At 76.2% G+C, this 16,991-nt stretch carries 17 protein-coding genes; 10 read left to right on the top strand and 7 right to left on the bottom strand.

Annotated features, from left to right (window positions below; translation table 11 throughout):
- The first annotated feature begins 81 nt into the window (after positions 1-81).
- A complete protein-coding gene (locus tag NPS70_RS00215; RefSeq protein WP_256521349.1) occupies positions 82-1,428 on the top strand; it encodes a 6-phospho-beta-glucosidase in 1,347 nt (448 codons plus the stop codon).
- 302 nt (positions 1,429-1,730) lie between these two features.
- Here NPS70_RS00215 and NPS70_RS00220 read toward each other — a convergent pair whose 3' ends face one another.
- Positions 1,731-1,967, bottom strand: coding sequence for a DUF397 domain-containing protein (locus NPS70_RS00220; RefSeq protein ID WP_256521351.1), 237 nt, complete (start codon positions 1,965-1,967; stop codon positions 1,731-1,733).
- Positions 1,968-2,828 carry a helix-turn-helix transcriptional regulator gene (locus tag NPS70_RS00225; protein WP_256521352.1) on the bottom strand — a complete coding sequence of 287 codons (861 nt, stop codon included), beginning with the start codon at positions 2,826-2,828 and terminating at the stop codon, positions 1,968-1,970. It abuts the gene before it with no gap.
- Positions 2,829-2,954: 126 nt separating this feature from the next.
- Here NPS70_RS00225 and NPS70_RS00230 point away from each other — a divergent pair, with 126 nt between their 5' ends.
- The 3 genes from NPS70_RS00230 (at position 2,955) to NPS70_RS00240 (ending at position 4,338) form a co-directional block, all read left to right on the top strand.
- A complete protein-coding gene (locus NPS70_RS00230) occupies positions 2,955-3,455 on the top strand; it encodes an ATP-binding protein (RefSeq protein ID WP_256521353.1) in 501 nt (166 codons plus the stop codon).
- Between the two features lie 134 nt (positions 3,456-3,589).
- Positions 3,590-3,931, top strand: a complete 342-nt coding sequence (locus NPS70_RS00235; RefSeq protein ID WP_374211912.1) for a hypothetical protein — start codon at positions 3,590-3,592, stop codon at positions 3,929-3,931.
- Positions 3,932-4,041: 110 nt separating this feature from the next.
- Entirely contained in the window at positions 4,042-4,338 is a 297-nt protein-coding gene (locus tag NPS70_RS00240) for a hypothetical protein (protein ID WP_256521354.1), read from the top strand.
- A 72-nt stretch (positions 4,339-4,410) separates the two neighbouring features.
- Here NPS70_RS00240 and NPS70_RS00245 read toward each other — a convergent pair whose 3' ends face one another.
- Positions 4,411-5,304 (bottom strand): transcriptional regulator, encoded by an 894-nt coding sequence (locus tag NPS70_RS00245; protein ID WP_256521355.1) that lies wholly within the window; start codon positions 5,302-5,304, stop codon positions 4,411-4,413.
- Positions 5,305-5,558: 254 nt separating this feature from the next.
- Between NPS70_RS00245 and NPS70_RS00250 the strand changes: the two genes are divergently transcribed.
- From NPS70_RS00250 to NPS70_RS00270, 5 genes are all read left to right on the top strand, one after another.
- Positions 5,559-6,191: a helix-turn-helix transcriptional regulator gene (locus NPS70_RS00250; protein WP_256521356.1), complete on the top strand. Its 633-nt coding sequence runs from the start codon at positions 5,559-5,561 to the stop codon at positions 6,189-6,191.
- 78 nt (positions 6,192-6,269) lie between these two features.
- Positions 6,270-6,800, top strand: coding sequence for a toxin-antitoxin system, toxin component (locus tag NPS70_RS00255; protein WP_256522168.1), 531 nt, complete (start codon positions 6,270-6,272; stop codon positions 6,798-6,800).
- Between the two features lie 4 nt (positions 6,801-6,804).
- Positions 6,805-7,992 (top strand): MAB_1171c family putative transporter, encoded by a 1,188-nt coding sequence (locus tag NPS70_RS00260; RefSeq protein ID WP_256521358.1) that lies wholly within the window; start codon positions 6,805-6,807, stop codon positions 7,990-7,992.
- Between the two features lie 68 nt (positions 7,993-8,060).
- Positions 8,061-9,476 (top strand): FAD-dependent monooxygenase, encoded by a 1,416-nt coding sequence (locus NPS70_RS00265; RefSeq protein WP_256522170.1) that lies wholly within the window; start codon positions 8,061-8,063, stop codon positions 9,474-9,476.
- Positions 9,477-9,884: 408 nt separating this feature from the next.
- Positions 9,885-10,091 (top strand): hypothetical protein, encoded by a 207-nt coding sequence (locus tag NPS70_RS00270; protein WP_256521359.1) that lies wholly within the window; start codon positions 9,885-9,887, stop codon positions 10,089-10,091.
- Between the two features lie 54 nt (positions 10,092-10,145).
- Here NPS70_RS00270 and NPS70_RS00275 read toward each other — a convergent pair whose 3' ends face one another.
- Together NPS70_RS00275 and NPS70_RS28420 are read right to left on the bottom strand one after the other, a co-directional pair.
- Positions 10,146-11,048, bottom strand: coding sequence for a helix-turn-helix domain-containing GNAT family N-acetyltransferase (locus NPS70_RS00275; RefSeq protein WP_256521360.1), 903 nt, complete (start codon positions 11,046-11,048; stop codon positions 10,146-10,148).
- Between the two features lie 304 nt (positions 11,049-11,352).
- Positions 11,353-12,048, bottom strand: coding sequence for an ATP-binding protein (locus NPS70_RS28420; RefSeq protein WP_308314961.1), 696 nt, complete (start codon positions 12,046-12,048; stop codon positions 11,353-11,355).
- Between the two features lie 213 nt (positions 12,049-12,261).
- Here NPS70_RS28420 and NPS70_RS28645 point away from each other — a divergent pair, with 213 nt between their 5' ends.
- Complete coding sequence (locus NPS70_RS28645; RefSeq protein ID WP_308314962.1) at positions 12,262-15,210, top strand: helix-turn-helix transcriptional regulator; 2,949 nt, start codon at positions 12,262-12,264, stop codon at positions 15,208-15,210.
- Positions 15,211-15,231: 21 nt separating this feature from the next.
- On the opposite strand, the gene NPS70_RS00295 is transcribed toward NPS70_RS28645, so the two are convergent.
- A complete protein-coding gene (locus tag NPS70_RS00295) occupies positions 15,232-16,293 on the bottom strand; it encodes a YeiH family protein (protein ID WP_256521361.1) in 1,062 nt (353 codons plus the stop codon).
- Positions 16,293-16,865, bottom strand: a complete 573-nt coding sequence (locus NPS70_RS00300; RefSeq protein WP_256521362.1) for a cysteine dioxygenase family protein — start codon at positions 16,863-16,865, stop codon at positions 16,293-16,295. Before NPS70_RS00300 ends, NPS70_RS00295 begins: the two co-directional genes overlap by 1 nt.
- Positions 16,866-16,991: the final 126 nt, after the last annotated feature.

A 16,991-nucleotide genomic window follows, 5' to 3' on the forward strand; every position in this document is an offset into this window, starting at 1 on the left:
GGTCCATCTTCCCGCCGGCGCGGCGAACGGCCCACGCGGGTCCCGCCCCGGGGCACGGGGCGCGCGCGTACCGTACGGGACATGAAGCTCACGATCCTCGGCGGCGGCGGTTTCCGGGTCCCTCTGGTCTACGGCGCGCTGCTCGGCGACCGCGGCGAGGGGCGGGTCACGGAGGTGGTGCTGCACGACGTGGACGGCATGCGCCTGGCCGCGGTTCGGCGGGTCGTCGAGGAGCTGGCGGCCGGGCGGGCGGACGCCCCCGCGGTGACGGCGGCCCGCGGCCTGGACGAGGCGGTGAGGGGGGCCGACTTCGTGTTCTCGGCGATCCGGGTCGGCGGCCTGGCGGGGCGTGCCGCGGACGAGCGGATCGCGCTCGCCGAGGGCGTGCTCGGCCAGGAGACGGTGGGCGCCGGGGGCATCGCCTACGGCCTGCGCACGGTGCCGGTGGCCGTGGAGATCGCCCGCCGGGTCGCGGCTCTGGCCCCGGATGCCTGGGTCATCAACTTCACCAACCCCGCGGGGCTGGTCACGGAGGCGATGAGCCGGGTGCTCGGCGACCGGGTCGTCGGCATCTGCGACTCCCCCGTCGCCCTGGGCCGGCGGGTGGCGCGGGCGGCCGGGGCCGATCCGGCCACCGCCTGGTTCGACTACGCGGGCCTGAACCACCTGGGCTGGCTGCGCGGGCTGCGGGTGGGCGGACGGGACCTGCTGCCCGGGCTGCTCGCCGACGACGCGGCGCTCGGCACCTTCGAGGAGGGGAAGCTGTTCGGTGCGGACTGGCTGCGCTCGCTCGGTGCCGTCCCCAACGAGTACCTGCACTACTACTACTTCAACCGGGAGACGGTGGACGCCTACCGCCGGGCGGACCGGACCCGGGGGGCGTTCCTGCGCGAGCAGCAGGCGGGGTTCTACGAGCGGGCGCTGCGCCCCGGCTCTCCCGCGCTGGAGGTCTGGCGCCGCACGCTGGCCGAGCGCGAGGCCACCTACATGGCCGCCAACCGGGGGGCCGCGGGAGCGGGCGCACGCGAGGAGGACGACCTGGAGTCCGGGGGCTACGAGCAGGTGGCCCTCGCGCTGATGCGGGCCATCGCCCGCGACGAGCGCACCACCCTGGTCCTGGACGTCCGCAACCGCGGTGCGCTGGCGCCCCTCGACGCGGACGCGGTCGTGGAGGTGCCGTGCCTGGTGGACGCGGGCGGGGCGCACCCGGTGGCGGTGGACCCGCTTCCCGGCCATGCGACCGCGCTGGTCACGGCGGTGAAGTCGGTGGAGCGGGAGGTCCTCGCGGCGGCGGAGGGCGGTTCGGTGTCGGCGGCCGTGCGGGCCTTCGCCCTGCACCCGCTGGTGGACTCGGTGTCCGTGGCGCGGCGGCTGGTCGACGCCTACCGGGCGGAGCACCCCGGCCTCGCCTACCTCAGGCGCCCCTGAGCCCTCCGCCTCCGCGTCCCCGCGGCAGGCGTCGTCTCGCGGTACGGGCCGTACGCGCCGGGTCCTCCGCGGCCCCGCGAGCCCGCGGAGGCGGGTGCGGCGACCGGGAGCAGGCCGGCGACCGGGTACCCCCGAGGCGCCGACTCCCGTGGCTTTACTATCCGTTGATCACTCACGTACACTGAGCACCGGCCGATCGGAGTGCGGCCGGTGCTCCCGGGTGCCGGAAAGGCTCCTCACCGTCTCGGCGAGGCGCCACCCGCCCGCGGTCCCGACGAGCCTGCTGCCCCCGCGGCAGCAGGTCAGCCGACCAGGAAGTCCGCCGCGCCCGCCTTGGCCCCCTGGATGAACGCGGCTATCTCGCTCCGGGTGTAGATGAGGGCGGGTCCGTCCGGGTCGGAGGACTGGCGTACGGCCACCCTGCCGTCGGCGAGCTTCATCGTCTCGACGCAGTTGCCGCCGTTTCCGCCGCTCCAGGGTTTGTGCCAGCCCTCCTCGCCCAGCTCGGCGGCGGGCATCCCGTTGTATATGCGTTTCATTCACAGCTCCCTGCGGAGTTCATCAAGGATCTCCTTCGTGCGTTGCGCCGACGCGGCCTGTGCCGCCATGCGGTCCATCACCTCCAGGTGCGTGGCGACTTCGGGGCGCGCGTCCAGGTAGACGGCGCCGGTCAGGTACTCGCTGTAGACCATGTCCGGCAGTTCGGGCACCGAGAACCGGAAGAGCACGAAGGGCCCGTAGGTGCCCGGGTGGTGCCCACCGGCGAACTCGGCGATCTGGAGGGTCACATGGGGCAGCCGGGTGCATTCGAGCAGCTTCTCCACCTGGCCCCGCAGCACCCCGGGCGCCCCGACCGGCCTGCGCAGCACCGTCTCGTCCATGATCACCCAGAGCCTGGGCGCGTCCGGGCGGGCGAGCAGCGCCTGACGCTCCATCCGCAGGGCCACGTGGCGCTCGATCTCCTCCGGGTCGGTGTGGCCGACGGCCCCGCCCCGCATGATCGCCCGCGCGTAGTCCTCCGTCTGGAGCAGTCCGGGGACGAACTGCGGTTCATACGCACGGATGAGGCTGGCGGCACCCTCCAGGCTGACGTACATGCTGAACCAGCCGGGCAGGACGTCGTGGAAGCGCTGCCACCAGCCCGGCTTGTTGGCCTCCTCGGCCAGCTCCACGAAGCCCTGGGCCTCGTCCTCGGGCACGCCGTAGGCGGCCAGCAGCAGCTGGACGTAGGGGATCTTCAGCGCGACCTCGGCGGTCTCCATCCGGCGGATGGTGCCGGGTGCGACGCGCAGGACCTTCGCCGCCTCCTCGCGCCTGAGTCCGGCGCGTTCCCGGAGGTCCTGCAGACGCCGGCCCAGGACCACCTGTCCCACGGTGGGGGCGGACCGCGGCTCGCTCACTTCGACTCCTCCCCACGTGCTCCGATGCGAGCAGTGTGCCACGGAGCATCCGCCTTGAATACGACCACTCTGAATTTTTCAGAGTGAGCCTTGCCAAGGTGGCTGTTGCGGCGGGAGACTTGCCGTGTGAACCGTGACGCGCTCACCACCCCCCTCCTGGACGCGAGTCCGGCCGCCGACACCTTCCGCCACGGCTTCGAGGTGCCCGCGCGCGCCGAGTCCGTCTCACGGGCCAGACGCCGGGTGGGCGAGGTCCTGCACCGGTGGGGCGTCACCGGCGACGACCGCGAGACGGCCCTGCTGGTCGTCTCCGAGCTGGTCACCAACGCCGTGGTGCACACCGGCGGGCACCTCGTCTCCTGCCTGCTCCACCGCACCGCCGACCGCCTGCGCGTCACGGTCCACGACCAGGGCTCGGAACCCTCCGGCCCGCGCGTCTGCCGGGACGCCCGAGGGGAGCGCGGGCGCGGCCTGCTCCTGGTCGAGGCGGTCAGCCTCGCCTGGGGGAGCTACGACGGCGAGCGCGGCACGGGCCGCTCGGTCTGGTGCGAACTCCCCATCCGCCCGGACGCGTTCCTCGCGGAAGGGCCCGGCAGCGGCCCGCGCGGCCCGGCGTGGCCGTGCTGAGGATCCTCGCGAACCGACTGACCCGGGGCCCGGCAGCCGTCGGGGCCGGCCGGGAGGCGCACCGCCCCTCCCGGCCGGCCCCGCGCCCCCTCCCCTCGTTCCGGCGCGAGGAGGCCCGCCCGATCCGGCTCGAGGTGCCCGTCGCGGGCCCCGGCGGCCCGGGGTACGACGCCGTGGGGCTGCCCGCCCGGTACGGAGCACGGCTCATCGACCGGGCGGGCGGGGGAGGTTGCGTCTTCGCGGTCGACGGCTGGTGGTGGTGGATCGTCCCGGCCGGTTCCGACCACGGGCTGCGCTGGCCGCTGCCGTCCCACTACGCTCCCGGCGCCCGGGTGCCGGGGCACCGGCCCCGGCTGATCCGCGGCGCCGACGGCCCCTCCCCCTACACCCCGCCCATCCTGCTGTACCTGATGGCCTGCCAGCTGACCGGTTCCGAGCCGCACTGGCCCGTCGCGGCCCCGGGCCTGCGGCACTGACCGGGCCCGCCTCCGCGCCCGCGGTGCGGCCCGGGACCGGCGGCCCGGGACCGGCCGGGCGGCTCCGGACCACCGGGGCGGGCCCCCGCCCGGGCCGATAGGCTTCCCGCATGTCAGAAGCCAACGTCGACCCCGACGAGCACCCGGGTCTCACTCCGCGTCAGGCGCGCCGCATCCGCATAGCCCTCTCCGGCGGCATCATGATCGCCGTGGGCGCGGTCCTGGCGCTGCGCCTGGGCAGTACGCACTCGGTACTCACCGTCGCGTTCTACGGGATGGCGCTGATCCTCTCCGGCAGCGCCCTGATGCTCAGCCGGGCGGGCCGCACCCGCTGGGCCACGCTCGTCCTGGGTGTCGGCGTCGCGGTGGCGGTCGTCGCGGAGTGGGCCCTCGCGTCCGTGCGCTGAGGGGTGCGGGCGCCCGGCCCGGGCACGCGCCCGGGGGGCGGCGCGGTCCGCGCCCGTGCCGCCCCGGGCCGGTCAGCCTCCCGAGACCGCCCGCAGATACGGCTTGGCGCGACGGGCCCCCGGGACCGCGGAGCGGTTCTCGCGCAGTACCAGCGTGAGCCGGGTGTAGCCCTGGCCGCGCAGGCCGGCCGGAGTCTCGTCCACCACACGGCAGTCGGTGCTGCCCCAGCGCGGGTCGGGGTGGTGCACGGGGCGCACGGCTCCGTCGTGGCGGAGGGCGGTCGCGCCCACCGCACTGATCCACAGCGGCAGGCCGCACCGGTAGGCGGCGTCCATGATCGGGTCGAGGGCGATGTCGTCGCGGACCGCCTGCAGGGCCCGGTCGTCCGCCCCGTCCCCCGCCTCCTCCAGGGCCGCGGCGAGCTGCGCCATGACGGGCAGGCACCAGCTGGTCTCGTGTTCGGCGAGCACCGTCCGCGCCTCGGGGTGGAAGAGCACGAAGCGCAGGAAGTTCTGCTGGGGCATGGCGGTGGGGTGCGGGCCGATCGCGCGAAAGAGGGCGTCGTAGGCGGCGTTGGCGTGCACGACGTCCCATCGGCGGTCGATGAGCAGCGAGGGCAGCGGCACGGCGTCCATCAGGGCGGCGTAGTCGCGCAGGTACGCCTCCCCGTCCGGCTCCCGGGGCGGCTGCGGCTCGGCGGGCCGCGCAGGGGGCTGCGGGGCCGCGGGGGCGGGGTCCGGCAGCGGGTGCACGGGCCCCGGGGGGCGCACCGGCACGGGCCTGCGGCCGGGCGAGGAGGGCGGGACGGGACCCGAGGGGCGCAGCGGCGCGTTCCACGGGCCGGACACGGGGCGCTCACCGATCAGCCTGCGCAGCCGTATGCTCCTCACGCCGCCGCGCGCCGTTCCGGTCCGGCCCAGGGGTCCCTGGGTGCCGGTGAGTCCGATGCCCGCCTCGTTCGCCATCGAGAACGCCACCTCTCCGAAGTTCTCGAAGTCCTGCCAAGTCCCGCTCTGGCAGCCCCCTTTGGATCTTCTCGTTCTTCCGCGATCCTGCTACCGCGCAGCCACGGATGTCAACTATCGTGGCATTCGGCCGTCGTGAGCGCCGGTTTCGCGCCACAGCTGTGGCAAGGTGTGGCTGCCTTCGCCCATAACGGCTAATCTCCCGGCAGCCCCTTGTGTGCGGGGCGGCCCCGCATGATCTAGGAGACCCACAGGTGACGGACGGCTTCTCGGTTCCGGGTCCGGCGTCGCACGGGCAGCTGGCGGCCACGGTCGCCCGCGTCGCCGACCTGGCGGACAAGCTCGGAATCAGCCATGACGAGGTCTTCGACATCGATCTGCTGTCGGAGGCCTCCGGCGTCCCGGCGGACGTGGTCCGGGCGCTGGTCGACGGCAGACCGGCCGGCGAACCCGACCTCCAGGCACGCTTCCTGCAGCGCTTCGACCTGCTCCGGCGCACGCGCCTGAAGGCCAACGGCCGCCGCTACACACAGCAGGAGATCGCCGACGGAGCAGGGATGTCGCGCCAGCAGGCCGGTGCCCTGATCAACGGCGACCGCAGGCCCACCATGGAGCACTGCGACGCCATCCAGCGCTTCTTCCGGGTGCACGCCGGCTTCCTCACCGCCGACGACGCGGACGCCCTGGAGACCGCCCTGCAACGCACCGAGCAGGGTCTGCTTCAGGACGTAGCCGGGGAAAGCGACCCGCTGGAGCGGCTCTTGCAGGACCATGGGGTGCGGGGCATCGCCTGGCGGGCGGCGCAGCTGCCCACGGACAAGCACCGGGACAAGGTCACCGAGTGGCTGGACCTGCTCCTGGAGAGCGTGAAGCCGACGGGCACCTGACAGCGGGACGTACGGGGATCCACACGTGTCCGAACGGCAACGGGCGGGGAAGGGAGAGCGATGAGCATAGGCAGGGACATGCGCCGGCTGTGCGGCGAGCTGGTCGCCGGGATCGACCTTCCCGCCCCCACCGCTCCCGCCCATCTCTACGGGGCGCTCTGCGGGGTGATGAGCCGCCGCCGCGGCAGGCCCGTCAGCTACCGCATGGCCTCCTTCCCCCCGGGGACGGCGAGCGGCCTGTGGCTCGACATGGCCGAACAGGACCTGATCGTCGTCGAGGAGCGCACCGCACCCGACCACCAGCTGGTCATCCTCGGCCACGAGCTCTGGCACATGAACGCCGGCCACTGCAGCCACCACGTCGAGGGCGCGGCCGTGGCCGCACGGCTGCTGAGTGACGAGGCCGACCTCCAGGCCACCGTGCGGCAGGTCGCCGCCCGTTCCCGCTCCGACGCGGCCGAGGAGCGGGAGGCGGAGAGCTTCGGGCTGCTGCTGGGCAGCAAGTGCCGCGCGTGGCTGCCCGGTTCGCCGGGGCGCGGGCCGGTGCGGCGGGACGGGCTGGCCGGGCGGATCGAGGCGTCCCTGGGATACCGAGGGCCGCAGGGCTGACCGAGTGGACGGTTCGGACTACTACATACCGGCCGCGGCCCTCGCCGTCGCGCTCGCGTGCAAGCTGCCGGGGCTCAGGCGCGACTGGCGCGACCCGCTGCTGCGTTCCGTGTGCGCGCTGCTGGTGCTCGGGGCCTGCACCTTCTTCTTCGCCGCGCCGCCCACGATCGGGGCCGTGAACCGGCTGACGGGTGTGCCGAACATCTCCGCGCCGCTGGTGTACTGCATCCTCTCGGCGTTCAGCGCCTCCTGCCTGATCCTGCTCGTCAACTGGCGCGGCGGGCCGCCACGGGAGACGCGCAGCGTCTCCGCCCGCTGGATGGCGGGGTACGCCGGCGTCGTGATCGCCCTGGTGGCGCTCTTCCTGCTCGGCGAGGCGCCTGTCGAGCGGCTGCGCGACCTGGACACCTACTACGCCAACACGCCCTACATCCGCGAGATGATCGTGCTCTACCTGATCGCCCACAGCGTGGCCGCGGTGAGCATGACCGTCCTGTGCTGGCGCTGGTCGACGCAGGTCCGCGGATGGCTGCGCGGCGGGCTGACCGTCATCGTGGTGGGGTCGCTGTTCAACCTCGCCTACGGGGCCAGCAAGTTCGCGGCCGTCTTCGCCCGCTGGGGCGGCACCGACTGGGACGGGCTGAGCAGTGTCCTCGCGCCGCCCCTGGCGTCCGTGGGCGCGCTGCTGAGCGCCGTCGGCTTCGTCCTCCCGCTGGTGGGCCAGCGGGTGTCCGACCACTGGCACGCCTGGTCGGCGTACCGCAGGCTCGGCACGCTGTGGCAGGAGCTGCGGGCGGCCGCCCCGACCGGCACCCCGGCCGTGCGCATCTCCCCCTTCTCCCCCGTCGCGCTGCGGGTGACCCAGCGGGAGTCGGACATCCACGACGGCATGCTCCAGCTCGACCCGTACTTCGACCGCACCCTGCGCACCGCCGCCTACCGGGAGGCCCTCGCCTCGGGCGCCGACGCCCGCCAGGCCCAGGCCGTCGGCGACGCCGCCATGGTCGCCGCCGCCCTGCGGGCCAGGGCGGCCGACCCCGAAGGGGAGATCATCAGCTCGGCCCAGGAGTACACATCCGAGGCGGCGGAGGGGCGGCGCGACCTGGTGCGCATGTCCCTGGCGCTGCGTCATTCCCCCGTCGTCGCTGCGGCGCGCGAGCGCGCGGCCAGGTCCGAGAGCGGTACCCCGTGAGCGATCCCCTGAGAACCCGCCCGAGCACAGCGCGCACCGCGGTCGTCATCGGCGGCGGCCTGGCCGGCATGCTCGCCGCGGCCGCCCTGTCCGCGTCGGTGGACGAGGTCACCGTCGTCGAGCGCGACGTGCTGCCCGACGGGCCGCGGCCCCGCCGGAGCCTCCCCCAGGCCCACCACGCGCACCTGCTGTGGTCGGGCGGGGCGCGGGCGATCGAGTCCCTGCTGCCGGGCACGACCGCGCGCTGGCTGGCGGCGGGGGCACGGCGGATACCGCTGCCGACCGGACTGGTGTCGATGTCGGCCCTGGGCTGGTTCCGGCGGTGGCCGCCGATGCAGTTCCTCGTCGCCTGCAGCCGGGACCTGCTCGACTGGGTCGTGCGCGAGCAGGTCCTGGCCCGGCCCGGGGTGCGGCTGCTGGAGGGCACCGAACTGCTGGGCCTGGAGGGGGACCGGGCGCGGGTGCGGGGGGTGCGGATCCGGTGCGCCGAGCACGGCGAGCGCACCCTGGACGCCGACCTGGTGGTCGACGCCAGCGGACGGGGCTCCCGGGCCCCCCAGTGGCTGCGGGAGCTCGGCGTCGGCCCCGTGGCCGAGGAGACGGTGGACTCCGGGCTGGCCTACGCGACGCGGATCTTCCAGGCCCCGCCCGGGGCCGGGGAGTTCCCCGTGGTGAACGTCCAGGCGGACGCGCGCGAGCGGCGGCCCGGCCGCACGGCCACGATCGTGCCCATCGAGGGCGACCGCTGGCTGGTGACGCTCTCCGGCACCCGGGGCGGGCAGCCGACCGCGGACGCGGCCTCCTTCGAGGACTTCGCCCGTTCGGTGCGGCACCCCGTGGTGGGCGAGCTGATCTCCCGGGCGAGACCGCTGACGGACGTCGTGGTCAGCCGCAGCACCGTCAACCGCAGGCGCTACTTCGAGAGGACCCGCGGCTGGCCGGAGGGCTTCGTCGTGGTCGGGGACGCCGTGGCGACCTACAACCCGGTCTACGGGCACGGCATGTCGGTGGCCGCGCAGGGGGTGCTGGCACTGCGCTCCGAAGTCGACCGCCACGGGGTGCGCGCCCCGGGTCTGGCGCTGCGGGTGCAGCGGGCGGTCGCCGGGCCGGTCGCCACGGCCTGGGACCTGGCCACGGGACAGGACATCCTCTACCCGGGGGCCGTCGGCAGGGGCCCGGGGCGCGGGTCGGAGGTGGTGCGCCGCTACCTGGACCGGCTGATGCTGACGGCGACCGGCCGCCCGCTGGTGACCAAGGCGCTGTTCGACGTGATGACGCTGTCGGCGCCGCTGACCTCGCTGCTGCGGCCGGAGATCGTGTGCGCCGTGCTCCGGGGACCGAAGCTGCCTCCGCTGCCCGGGCCCCCGCTGACGGCCCGGGAGCGGGAGGTCGCCCGCCGTCCGGTGGCGCACGACGAGGACCGCCGGGGCGAGCGGGTCCCTGCGTCCGGCGGCCCCGGCCGCCCGGAGGCCGGGGAGGGGTAGGGGCCCGGCAGGCGGGGGTGCCCGTCACTGCCGGTGGGCGGCAGTGCTCGGGGAGCGGCCGGTGTGCCAGGCTGCCGGGCATGGGGTGGACGTACACACTGCATGGCGGGGTCGCGATCGAGCTGGGCGGCCTGCTGCTGGTGTCGGCGGCGCTCACCTGGCTGCCCGGGACCCCGTCGTGGACGGAGGCCGGGTGGCCGGTCGGCGTGGCCGCCCTGCTGCTGGTCCCGGTCCTCGTCGCCGCGCCGGTACGCGTCCTCCTCACGGGAGCGGACCGGCACGCGGTCTGGTGGGCGTTCCGGTGCCTGCCCGGCGGGGTCCAGGCAGGGCTCGGCGCCCTGGCCCTCACCGGGATCGTGCCGGGGGGACTCGGTGCGAGAGGGGGGAGCACCCTGCAGGCCGCAGAGGTTGCGGGAGGGCCGCTACTACGCCTTCGAGACCGCGCCGCACGCCCGCGGCACGGTGGAGATCTCCCGGAGCCGCTACCCGGCCGTGCTGGAGGACGACCGGCGCGTCTGGCTCACGGCCCCGGGGGTGCTGTGCGTCTTCGCCGCGTACGCGGTCCTGGCGGCCGGGGAGCTGCGGCGGGCGGACCGCGGCGCCGCGCGGTCCTGACGCCGAGGGGCCGGGCGCCGCCCCGGGTGCGGCATCCGGCCCCGGGTACCCGGCTCAGGCCGCGGGTCCGTCGTCGAGGTGCTTCTCGAACCAGTGGTCCGCGTAGGGCTCGTCGTTGAACGCCGGTACCTCGCGGTAGCCGCAGGAGCGGTAGAGGGCGAGGGCCGCCTCCAGGCGACCGTTGCTGTCGAGCCGCAGCACCGTGCGGCCGAGGCCGCGGGCACGGGTCTCCAGTTCGGCCAGGAAGCGGCGGCCGAGACCGAGGCGGCGCGCGCCGGGGGCGACCCACATGCGCTTGATCTCCGCCGGGGCGCCCTCGGGGAGCTTCAGCCCGCCGCAGCCGACCGGTTCGCCGTGCAGCCTGGCCAGCAGCAGCAGGCCCCGGGGCGGGCGGAGGCCGGCCGCGTCGGGCAGCAGGCTCAGGTCGGGGTCGTAGCCGCTCGACAAACGCTCGTGGAGCTCGGCGAAGTAGGCCCCCATGCAGTGCCGGGCGTCCGGATGGTCGGGGTCGACGGCGTCGACCGTGACGGTGGCCGCCGTCAGCAGCCGGTCGACCTCCGCCATGGACCGGACCAGCCGCGCCTTCTGGACCTCGTTCAGGGGCTCCAGCAGCGAGCAGGCCAGCTCGTCGCTCCGCCCGTCCAGGGTGGCCAGCTCCTCGCGGCCCGCCCCGGTGAGCCGGACGGTGCGCACCCGGCCGTCGCGCTCCTGGCGCTCCACGGTGACGAGCCCGTCCGCCTCCAGGGACCGCAGCAGGCGGCTGACGTAGCCGGAGTCCAGGCCGAGGCGGTCGCGCAGGCGGCGGACGTCGGACCCCTCGTGGGCGTCGACCTCCCACAGCAGGCGGGCGGCGCCGATGGAGCGGTCGCGGCCGAGGTAGCTGTCGTGCAGCACGCCGACGCGTGCGGTGACGGTGCGGTTGAAGCGGCGCACCTGGTCGATCTGCTCTCTCTGCATTCTCTGACTCTAGTCAGAGAACAGGAGGGGTCGCCACCCTTTTCACGGCCCGGGCGGACGGCGGGACGGCGGCGGGTCCCGGGCGGGGCACACCGCGCCGCCCGGGCTGCGGGCCGGGGGCGGACGCCCCGAGCGCGCCCGCGCACCCCGGCCCGCAGCCCGCACGGGCACCGCGGCGCGAGGGCCGGGGGCGGACGCCGCCGAGGGGACGGCCCCCTCCGCCGACCCGGCACGCACACGGCCCGGGAAGCGGGCCGGCGTGAGCGGCATCCGGCGGGGCGGGACCGGTCAGGGGGCCGGACGGTCACGGACGCAGGTCGAAGTCGAGGTCCAGGCCCAGGTCGCGGTCGAACTCCTCCAGCTCGGCCTCCACGTCCAGCCCGAACTCCTCGGGGGGATGCTCCAGGGTCTCGGCCATCTCCAGATCGAGGTCCGGGTCCAGGCCCGGGTCGAGACCCAGCTCGGGGTCGACGGCCTGACCGTCGGCGGCGAGCCCCCGGCAGCTCCGGGGAGCGGCCTCGCCCTGCCCGCGCGGCACACCGGAGGCCCTGCACAGGGCGATCTCGGCGAGGACCACGCTGCCGTGGTCGTAGCGGTGGGCGACCGTGCGGTGCGCGTAGGCGTCCACCAGGGTCAGCCCCCTGCCGCAGGGCACGTTCGCGTCCAGCGGCTCCTGCCTGCGGTCCCGGCGGTCCTTCCAGCACCCGCCGTCCATGACCTCGATCGTCACCGCGTCCTCCCGGACGCTGATCACCGTCGACACCCAGGGGCTGCCGCTGTGCATCACCGCGTTGGTGACGAGTTCGGTGACGATCACCGACAGCGCCTCGTCGAGATGCTCGGCCAGCCGCCATCGGCGTGCGACCGCCCGGGCGAGGCGCCGGAAGGTGCGCGCGGCCTCGGGCGAGGCCGGCATCGCGCAGTGGGCCAGACCCCGGAGGTCCGAGGCCGGACCGGCCCGCCTCCGGGCCGGGTCCGAGGCACGTTCTATGGCAATCACTTGGGCTCCTGTTCGGCCGGGCTCCTGCGCCTCGACCTAGGTCCAGCGGCCTGGAGGACGGTTCGCGTCGCTCCCGGGCCGTCGACAGCCATGCAGATCTTCTGCGGCAGCACACACACTGTCGGGCAGCGCCGAACCACCGCAATCAGGGACACTGAAACCCGTATACGTAAAGAATCGAATTGCCCCGGAAACTCCCAGGAGGGTGATGCGGTGGACACCGTGAGTGACGAGGCGGGCGACCGCTGGCTCGCCCGTGTCCTCGCCCGCGACGGAACGGACGCGGAACGTGCGCCGGGGGCCGCGCTGCTGCTGGTGGAGGGCCCCGCCGGTACCGGGCGCTCGCGGCTGGCGCGCCGGCTCCTCGCCGGGGCCGAGGCCGCCGGCGCCCGGACGGTGGCGGTCGCCTTCACCCCGTTCGGCGCCGCGCTCGCGGGCTCCGGGGGCACCGGCACCTCCCCGCGGCCGCCGGGCGCGCCGCCGGCAGCGGAGCGCACCCGTCCGGACGGCGCGCCGGGGACGCGGCCCGCGGGCACCCCGCACGACGGCGGCGCACCCGGCGCCGCCCGGGGGGACAGCGGCGCACCCGCCGCCGCCCTTCCCCCGGTAGACGGCGAGCCCCTCACCGGCGAGGCCTTCGCCGCCGCCCTGGACCGCCTCCTCGTCCCGCGGGCCCGCGCGGCCGGGGAGGGACCCGCCGTCCGGCCGGTCCTGCTCCTCGCCGAGGACGTCCATCTGGCCGACCGCGCGGCGCTGCGGCAGCTGCGCCGGGTGCTCGGCGCACCCCCGCCCGGGCTGGCGACCGTCCTCACCTACCGGCCCGAGGAGCTGCGCGAGCCCGGGCTGCCCCTCGGGCACGCGGCCCGGCTGCCCGCCGGGCTGGCCGTGCAGCGGCTGCGGCTGGAACCACTGGACGCGACGCAGGTGCGGGCCGTGGTGGAGGAGGTGCTCGGGCCCGGCTGCGGGCCGTCGGAGCTGTTCGCCCGGATCGCGCAGCGGTCCGCCGGGATCCCGCAGGTGGCCGTGGACCTCGCCCGGCTGCTGCGCGACACCGGTGAGCCCCGGGAGCGCTACACGGTGCGGGATCTGGAGGCGGTCGGCGCCCCGCCCCGCCTGGCCCACCTGGCCCTCGCCCGTGCCGCCGCCCTGCCGGAGGCGGCGCGCCCCGTCGTCCGGGCGGCCGCCGTGCTGGGCGAGCCGGTGGAGGCCGAGGAGCTGTGCGCGGTCGCGGGGGTGGCGGGCGAGGCCGGGACCCGCGCCCTGGTGGGGGCGCTGCGCGGCGGCCTGCTGACCGAGGACGCCGCGGGCCGCTACGGCTTCTTCGCCCCGCCGGCCGCCGCCGCGGTGTACGCGCAGATACCGGGGCCGGTGCGGCGGGATCTCCACCGCACCGCGGCGCACGTGCTGGGGCACCGCCGCCCGGTGCCCTGGATGGCGCTCGCCCGGCACCGGCGCCACGCCGGCGAGGTCCGCGGCTGGCTGTACGCCGTGGAGCAGGCCGCCCGGGAGCGGGCCGCGGCCGGCGACCACCAGGCCGCCGTCGACCTGCTGGAGCAGACCCTGTCCGGCCCCGCCGTCCCGCTCGGCGCCCGCGCCCGCCTGGCCCCCCTGCTGGCGCACAGCGCGGTCCTCGGGCTGCGGTCGGAGCAGACCGTCACCGTGCTGCGCCAGATCCTCAGCGAGCAGTCGCTGCCCGTGGCCGTGCGCGGCGAGATCCGGCTCGACCTCGGCCTGCTGCTGTGCAACCAGGCGGTGTCCGGGATGCAGGGCCGGCTGGAACTCCAGCAGGCGGTGGAGGAGCTGGCCGAGCGCCCCGTGATGGCGGCGCGGGCCATGTCGGCCCTGGCGATGCCGCTGCTGTCGACCGTCCCCCTGGAGCGGAACCTGTACTGGCTGGAGCAGGCCGAGAAGACGGGGGCCGCCAGCGGCGACGAGGAGGCGCGCACCTCGGTGGCGGCCAACCGGGCCGGCACCCTGATGTACACGGGGGACCCCGCCGCCTGGGCGGCGCTGGAGGCCCTGCCGAGGGACACCGAGAGCCCCGTGTACCAGCAGCACGTGGCGCGCGGCCTGTGCAACGCGGCGGACGGCGCGCTCTGGCTCGGAGAGCTGGGACCGGCGCGGGAGCTGCTCGCGGAGGGCGTCGCGATGGCCACGCGCAGCGGTGCGGCGTACGTGGAGGAGGGAGCCCGGGGAACCGGGCTGCTGCTCGACTGGGCCGAGGGCCGGTGGGACGGGCTCCCGGCGCGGGCGCGGGCGTTCGTCGCGGAGGTCGAGGCCATGCCGGGGATGGCGGTGGACGGGCGGATGGTGCTCGGGATGCTCGCGCTGTGCAGGGGCGAGTGGCAGCAGGCGGCCGCGTGGCTGACCGGGGACGGCCCGCGGGACCGGGACGCCGTGGCGGTGCCGCACCTGGCCGCCGCCTCGGGGGGCCTCATCCGCATGGCCCTGGTGCGCGAGGACGTGGCCGCCGCGGCCGAGGAGGCGTCCGACGCCTGGGACCGGGTGCGGGACAAGGGCGTGTGGGTGTGGGCGGCGGAGCTGGCCCCGTGGGCCGTCGAGGCGACGCTCCGGGCGGGGCGCCGGGAGACGGCCCGGGGCATGGTGGAGGAGTACGCGGCAGGGCTGGCGGGGCGCCGGGCCCCCGCCTCGGACGCGGCCCTGCTGTGGTGCCGGGCCCTCGAGGCGGAGGCCGGCGGCGAACCGGCGGAGGCCGCGGCGCTGTTCCGGGAGGCGGCCTCGGTCTACGCGGGCCTCCCCCGGCCGTACGCGGCGTTGCTGGCGACCGAGTCCGCGGCCCGCTGCGCGCTCGCCGGGGACGGGGACACCGCCGCCGCCGTGGAGGAACTGGCCGCCTGCGTCGAGCGGCTGACGGAGCTGGGAGCGGGATGGGACGCGGCCCGGGTCCGGGCCCTGCTCCGCGCCCACCGCCCGGCCGGGGACCGGCGGCCGCGCGGGCGCCCCGGGTACGGGGACCAGTTGTCCCCGCGCGAGCAGGAGGTGGCGGACCTCGCGGCGACCGGGCTCACCAACAAGGAGATCGCCGCGACCCTCCATCTGTCGCCCCGCACGGTGGAGCAGCACGTGGCGCGGGCGCGGCGCAAGCTGGAGGCCCGGTCGGGGCAGACCCTCTCCCGGGGCAGGTCCCCGCGCAGGCCCTGAGGGCACGCGGCCGCGCCCGCCTCAGCCGCCGGCCAGCAGCACACCCCCGTAGGAGGCCCCGGCGACCACCCCCCAGGCGGCCAGGCCCAGCAGCGCGACCCGGCCTCCGCCGCGCACCAGCGACGGCAGCCGCACCGCGCTTCCCAGGGCGAACAGCGCCGCGGCGAGGAGCAGTTCCCGCACCGCGTGGGCCCCGCCGAGGACGGCGCCGGGCAGCAGCCCCGTACTGCGCAGGGCCACCGCCGCCAGGAAGCCCAGGACGAACAGCGGCACGAGCGGGGGGCGCCGCGCCCCTCCCCCGGCGGCACCGGGCGCGACGGCCGCGGCGGGGTGCCGCAGGCGGCGGCGCACGGACAGGGCGACCGCGGCGACCACGGGCGCCAGGAGGGCGACCCGCATCAACTTCACCATCACCGCCTCGCCCAGTGCCTCGGGACCCGCGGTCCGGGCGGCGGCCACCACCTGCCCGACGTCGTGCACACTGGCGCCGACCCAGCGGCCGAATGCGGCGTCACCGAGCCCCAGGGGCCCCTGGAGCAGCGGGAGTACCAGGACGGCCAGGGTGCCGCAGAGGGTGACCAGGGCCACCGCGGCGGCCGCGTCGCGCTCCTCGCTCTCCCTCGCCTCGGCGACCGCGCCGACGGCCGAGGCGCCGCAGATCGCGTATCCCACGGCGACCAGCAGGGGCTGGTCGCCGGGGAGGCCGAGTCTCCGCCCGAGCCACCAGGTCCCCAGCAGCGTGGCACCGACGACCGCGGGCACCGTCAGGGCGGTGGCCCAGCCGAGCCCCAGGACGTCGTCGAGGCCCAGCGCCAGTCCCAGCAGCACGATGCCGACGCGCATCAGCCGCCGCCCCGCGAAGGTGAGCCCCGGCCTCGCCCGGCCGCGGACCACCGGGCCGAGCCGGGGCAGATGGGCCGCGGCGATACCGAGGACCAGGGCCGTGGTGAGCAGCGGCACCCCGGGCAGCAGCAGGTGGACCGCCCAGGCGGCGGCCACGGCGGCGGCGGCGAGGGCGAGCCCGGGCAGCGGCCCGGGCAGCGCGGCACGCCCGGTGGGGGCCCGCTCCCTGAGCAGGGCCATCAGCGGTCGGCGGGCAGGTCGTAGACGCGTCGGACGCTGGTGCCGAGCCGGGAGATGTCGGCTCCGTAGACGTGCAGCGAGAGGGCCCTGCCGGGTCCGGCGTTCCACACCCGGTGGATGTCCCCGGGCGGGGCGAAACCGCAGACCTCGCCCCGGCGGTTGACCGCCTCCGCGGTCGCGAGGAGGTGCGCGGGCGCGGCGGGGCCGTCGCCGGGGACGAGGCGGTACCGGCGCTCCCGCTCCTCGCCCTCGTGGACGCCGGTGGTGCACCAGGCGACGTGGTCGTGCACGGACGTGCCCTGCCCGGGGAGCCAGACCAGGGCGACGAGGGAGAAGCTGCCGTCGTGCTCGGCGTGCAGCAGGTGCTGGCGGTACCGTCCCGGGTCCCCCTGGCGCTGCTCGTCCGTGAGCAGGTCCCGCTCCCCCAGGTGGGGGGCGAGTGCCTCCCCGACCGCCCGGGCGGTGCCGTCCGGGCACAGGCCCGGGCGCACCGCCCGGCGCACGTCCTCGATCAGGCGCCCGGCGCGCGGGGTGAGACGGGGTGCGGTGTACGCGGAGGGAAGTGTGGTCATACGAAGAGGCTCGGGGCGCCCTTCCGCCACGTCCAACGACCGTTTCTTGGACTCCCCGTCGAAACGCTTATGGTTCGGGGCGGCGCCCCGCCGCCCCGCAGCGCCCGGTCCGTGCGCGCGGTCCGT

Source organism: Streptomyces sp. C10-9-1 (assembly GCF_024497955.1).
Lineage (GTDB): Bacteria > Actinomycetota > Actinomycetes > Streptomycetales > Streptomycetaceae > Streptomyces > Streptomyces sanyensis.